The sequence below is a fragment of the Bradyrhizobium sp. PRIMUS42 genome, from assembly GCF_023006515.1.
GTDB lineage: Bacteria > Pseudomonadota > Alphaproteobacteria > Rhizobiales > Xanthobacteraceae > Bradyrhizobium.
The window spans coordinates 1-4716 of record NZ_JALBGZ010000510.1 but is presented as its reverse complement, the minus strand read 5'-3'; the positions used below and the strand labels follow the sequence as shown (position 1 = coordinate 4716).

At 62.4% G+C, this 4716-nt stretch carries 3 protein-coding genes and 5 pseudogenes; 3 read left to right on the top strand and 5 right to left on the bottom strand.

Translation table 11 applies throughout. The features are described from left to right. Positions 1–297 (top strand): annotated as a pseudogene (locus MOV75_RS28025) (ABC transporter ATP-binding protein); the annotation flags it as partial. A gap of 74 nt (positions 298–371) precedes the next feature. Here MOV75_RS28025 and MOV75_RS42760 read toward each other — a convergent pair. Then, positions 372–1042: pseudogene (locus MOV75_RS42760) on the bottom strand (glutathione S-transferase family protein). 66 nt (positions 1043–1108) lie between these two features. On the opposite strand from MOV75_RS42760, the pseudogene MOV75_RS28010 reads away from it, so the two are divergent. Continuing rightward, positions 1109–1597, top strand: a pseudogene (locus tag MOV75_RS28010) (helix-turn-helix domain-containing protein); the annotation flags it as partial. Between the two features lie 75 nt (positions 1598–1672). Here the strand turns inward: MOV75_RS28010 and MOV75_RS28005 are convergent. Next, positions 1673–2638, bottom strand: coding sequence for a tripartite tricarboxylate transporter substrate-binding protein (locus MOV75_RS28005; RefSeq protein WP_247006969.1), 966 nt, complete (start codon positions 2636–2638; stop codon positions 1673–1675). Between the two features lie 159 nt (positions 2639–2797). After that, a complete protein-coding gene (locus tag MOV75_RS28000) occupies positions 2798–3385 on the bottom strand; it encodes a TetR/AcrR family transcriptional regulator (protein WP_247006968.1) in 588 nt (195 codons plus the stop codon). Between the two features lie 100 nt (positions 3386–3485). Between MOV75_RS28000 and MOV75_RS27995 the strand changes: the two genes are divergently transcribed. Then, on the top strand, positions 3486–4013 hold the full coding sequence (locus tag MOV75_RS27995; RefSeq protein ID WP_246929711.1) for a DinB family protein: 528 nt from the start codon (positions 3486–3488) through the stop codon (positions 4011–4013). 11 nt (positions 4014–4024) lie between these two features. Here MOV75_RS27995 and MOV75_RS27990 read toward each other — a convergent pair. Then, positions 4025–4147, bottom strand: a pseudogene (locus MOV75_RS27990) (IS630 family transposase); the annotation flags it as partial. 352 nt (positions 4148–4499) lie between these two features. Further along, positions 4500–4716 (bottom strand): annotated as a pseudogene (locus tag MOV75_RS27985) (hypothetical protein); the annotation flags it as partial.

Here is a 4716-nt window from a genome sequence, read left to right as displayed (position 1 = left end):
AACGGCGAGCCCGCCCCGCGCGAGCGCAGCGCCGCGAGCGAGAAGCCGCAGCGTGCAAGGTCAGACAATCGTGGCTCGCTGAAGAAGCGCATCGCCGATGCCGAAGCCGAGATCGCCCGCGTCAGCGACATCATCACCAAGATCGACACCGCCCTCGCCTTGCCCGACATTTTTACGCGCGATCCCAAGCAGGCCGCACAGCTGTCAAAGGCGCGCGCCAATGCGGCGGACGCGCTGGCGCGCGCGGAGGAGCAGTGGCTCGAGGCGAGCGCGCAGTTTGATGAGGCGGCGGGCTAGCGCCGCCGCGAGGCCGTCCCCCTCAAAACCTGCAAAACAACCATGCACAGCCGATGCCCCGTCTGCGGGCGGCGTCAGGCTGCGAGGAGCGCCTGATGCTGGCGCAGGTGTTTCCGGAAGCGCTCGGCATAGTCTTCGACCACGACGTCCCTGACGCTGGGACGCGCCGCCAGTGCCGCCCGCCAGGCCGAGACGCGTGGAAGGTCGTCAAAGATCGCCTGCGACACCGCGGGATCGATGATGGCGAAGTAGCGGAAGAGCGGGGCGTAGACCGCATCGACCATGCCGAAGGTTGCGCCGGCGAAATACGGTCCCGAGCCGAGCTCCGTCTCCAGTCGCTGGAGTCGGTCGCGGAACGCTGCCCGCTTGGCGGCCGCGCCGGGTCGGTAGCATTGAGGAACTGCCAGGCATCGGAGAGGGTCGGCGTGGCAAACTCGATCCACGCGCGCTGCCGGGCGCGCAGCAGCGCATCGTCGGAATACATCGGCGCGCCGCCCTGCGTTTCCTCGATATACTCGCAGATCACCATGCTTTCGAAGAGGATCGCATCCTCTCCGTCGATCCGGCGCACCTTGAGCAGCGGGACCTTGCCGGTGGGGGACAGCGCCAGGAACCAGTCGGGCTTGGCCGAGAGGTCGACGTTGATCCGCTCGAACGGCACGCTCTTTTCCAGAAGGACGATCGCGGCGCGTTGGACGAACGGGCAGAGCGGATGGCTGATGAGTGTCAGGCTGGGGTCGGGCATGATGGCCTCTCGATTCCAGATGAAGGAGCGACGCGAGGATCAGATCGCCTGACCGCCCGAAATGTCACGCTGCTGCGCCTGCTGGCGTTGCTCGACACGCCGGGCGACATTCCGGTTCTGGCGCCGATGGCGGAGCGGGAATTGCTCTATCGTCTCCTGCAGGGACCGCAGGGGCGCCTGCTGCGCCATATCGCCCGGCCCGAGGGGGCCCTCGGCCGGATCCGGCGTGCGGTCGAATGGATTCGCGACCACCCCAACACGCGGCTGCGGATCGAAGCCCTGCGCGAGGCAAGCGGCATGAGCCGCGCCAGTCTGCACCGCCATTTCGTGGCACTGACCGGGCTAAGCCCGATCCAGTATCAGAAGCAGCTTCGATTGCAGGAGGCGCGACAACTGCTGCTCTCCGGTGACCGAACCGCGTCAGATGTCGCCTTCGCAGTAGGTTACGAAAGCGCCTCGCAATTCAGTCGCGAATATCTTCGGCAGTTTGGCGCGCCGCCGGTCCGAGACGTCCGTCAAATCAGGCGCGCTATTGGCAGCTTGTCAGTGAATTGATTGAGCATTTCCTCGATTCCGCTTCGCTCAGCAATGTCGCGCCCGAAAGACGGGTCAGACCGGGCGCCTCTGGCTTCAGTCCGCGTATTGCCCGGCTGCCTTGATGATCGGCGCCCAGCGATCGATTTCACTCGTCAGCATCGCGCCCAGCGCCTCGGGCGTCGCCTTGTCCTGCGGGACCGGCTCGGTGTTGATGTCGTTGAACCGGGCGATCAGCGTCGGGTCCTTCAGCGCTGCCTGGAGCGCCGCCGTCAGCTTCTGAACGACCGCGGGCGGCGTGCCCTTGGGCGCATAGAGACCGTGCCAGACGCCGAGCTCGAAACCCTTGAGGCCGGCCTCGTCGGCGGTCGGCAGATCAGGCAGGCTCTTCAGCCGCTCCTTGGTGGTGATCGCATAGGCCTTGACCTGCTTGGCCGTGATCGGGCCGGTCGTGTTCGTCGCCTGATCGCAGGTGAGATCGATCTGCTTGCCGAGCAGATCGTTCATGATCGGACCGTTGCCCTTGTAGGGCACCGTGGTGAGCTGCTTCTGGATCGCCGCCATGAACAGCATGCCGCAGAGATGCGATGCCGCACCTAACCCGGCATTGGCGTAAGTCAGCTTGTCGCCCTGCTGCTGGGCGTAGGCGACCAGTTCCTTCAGCGTGTCGGCCGGGAAATCCGGACGCGCGATGATGGTCATCGGCGCATTGGTCACGAGCCCGATCGGCGCGAATGCGGTCTTCGTGTCGTAGCTCAGATTGCGGTACAGCGTGGCCGCGGTCGAGATGCCGACATGATGGACCAGCAGCGTGTACCCGTCCGGCTGGGCACGCGCGGCGCGGGTCGTGCCGATCGTGCCGCCGGCACCGGTCGCGTTCTCGACGATGACCTGCTGTCCCAGGGATTTCGCCATGCTTGCCGCGGTCAGGCGCGCGATGGTGTCCGTCGGCCCGCCGGCGGCGTATGGAACCAGCACGGTGATGGTTCTCGACGGATAATCCTGGGCGACGGCCGCGCCGAGCGGCAAGAGCAGAGCCGAGATGAGGGCAATGAACCGCACGATTTCCTCCAGTTTTTTCTCACGCCATATGAGCGTATTCTCGGCCGCACCGCCATCACGAAAGCGATTTCAGCAAAAGTGTCGCAATCACGATGCATCGGCACTCGCAATTGAATTATTGGCAACGTACTCAACATCCCGCAGCGGGAGATCGGACCATCAAAGCGCTACAAGATATAGACTGATCAGCCGAACCAACTCCTTTCGCACCGTTGGGTCCGCCAACGTGCCACGGCGAGCGGCGTTATGAATCACCCCGTCGATCGTATCGGATATGATCAGAGCAGCGGTTTGGTCCGCGCTATTGGGCGGACGCTTCCGATGGATAGCTACAGCCTTCGAATAGTAAGCGAGGTATTCGACCTCAAATTCGCTGTGGGGGTTCCGATGGTCGTCAGAGCTTGGAGCCTCGTCGAGCAATACCCTGTGCAATCCGGGGTAGACGCTATGGGCAGCGATCATGGCGTCAACGAGGTTCGCCACGAACTGCACCGAAGATAGTTCCTTGGCTTGAGATTTCCGCATAACGGCAAGACAGTCATCCAGATGCCGGCGGCGAATAGCATCGACTAAGGAGAGCTTGTCCGGAAAATATTGGTACAGCGAGCCGATGCTCACTCCAGCGTTGTCTGCAACCTTGTTGGTCGTGAATCCGGCCCATCCTTCATCGCTCAAAATGCGAGCACCAGCCTGAATGATCGCTTCAACCGTTGCGCGGGATCGGGCTTGGCGCGGCTCCTTCCGCATCACTGATTGCCGTTGTGCAATACGAGTAGACAAGAAATCCGCCTCATGGAGAATGTGAATGCGTTGCTCATATTTCTAAATCGCGGAAGGATCGGCGGCAATGACTAGCTTGCTCCAAACACTCTATGGCTATCATGCGTGGGCCAACATCGACTTGTTCGACAAGCTGGAAACCGTAGATCGCGAGAAATACGGAACTGAGCTACAATCGGCCCTGCGACTGATTAGCCACTACTATGCGGTGTCGCGGATATTTGCTGCGCATCTGCAAGGCGTACCGCACGGGTACGCCTCCGCCAATTTGGATGAGCCCCCGACACTGGATGAGCTGAGGGCCGCCGTCACATCCTCCGATCAGTGGTATCTCGGCTACGTTCGCGACACCCCGTCCTCTACTCTCTCCGAAGCTGTGCCGTTCACCTTCACCGATGGCGACAAGGGATATATGTCGAGAGAGGAGATGCTGACCCATGTTGCGTTCCATGGAGGCTATCACCGGGGCGAGGTGGGGCGGATGCTTTGGCAGCTTTCCGTGACCCCACCTTGGGACACTCTTGCGGTTTATCTTCATCAGGTCGAGCCCGCGCGGCGGCTACAGGGCGGCAAGCAATCCGTTTCGGAAAGGTGATCAACGATTTGCGCGAGCAAGCGGCCGCCGATCAGGATGAACCGGAGATCGATCTGGTTGAGCCAGGATGCACTGGTCGGCGTGAAATGGAATTGTGCATTGGGACGGGCCTTGAGCCAGTCCTCGTTGGAGCGCTCGAAAATGACCGACCACGGATCGCTGGACGAGCTATCGCGCCGGATCGGTGAGGCCCCGCCAGGCGGATCGACTCCAAACTATTGCGCGAAATCTTTTTGGCGAGCGTAGCCTAAAGCATGATCCGGACAAGTGCGAAGCGGTTTTCCCTCGCGACAAACGCGGAACGCGTTTGCGCGGAGATCATGCGCAAACAACAACCAAAAGCGCGATGACGATTCATCCTGATCTCATCGCCTTCTTCTGGATCAGATCCGCACTTCTGACGATGCGCCTCGAATGCGCGCTTGTTCAGAAAGGCAAGCTCAGCGTCGGCTCATGACGCGCCCTGCCCGCGACTCAAGCTTCCGCTCAGGCCGCCTGCTTTTTCTTCGCCTTCGGCTTGGCGGCCTTCGGCACGGCCGCCGGCTCGGGGCTGCCCTCGATCGAGGACAGGCGGCCGGAGGTGAAGGTGTAGATGCCGGCGCGCGGCCCGGTGGTCCAGGTGACGACGGCGACACGGCGGCCGGCAGCGTCATTGGATAGATTGACCGTCGAGGGCGCGCCGATGCCGCGCACCACGTCGCAT

What these genes read in the sequence shown, in the direction of transcription:
- MOV75_RS28000 (WP_247006968.1), bottom strand. Translation starts at nt 3,385, where the DNA reads ATGCGGAAGGAGCCGCGCCAAGCCCGATCCCGCGCAACGGTTGAAGCG.
- MOV75_RS27995 (WP_246929711.1), top strand. Translation starts at nt 3,486, where the DNA reads ATGACTAGCTTGCTCCAAACACTCTATGGCTATCATGCGTGGGCCAAC.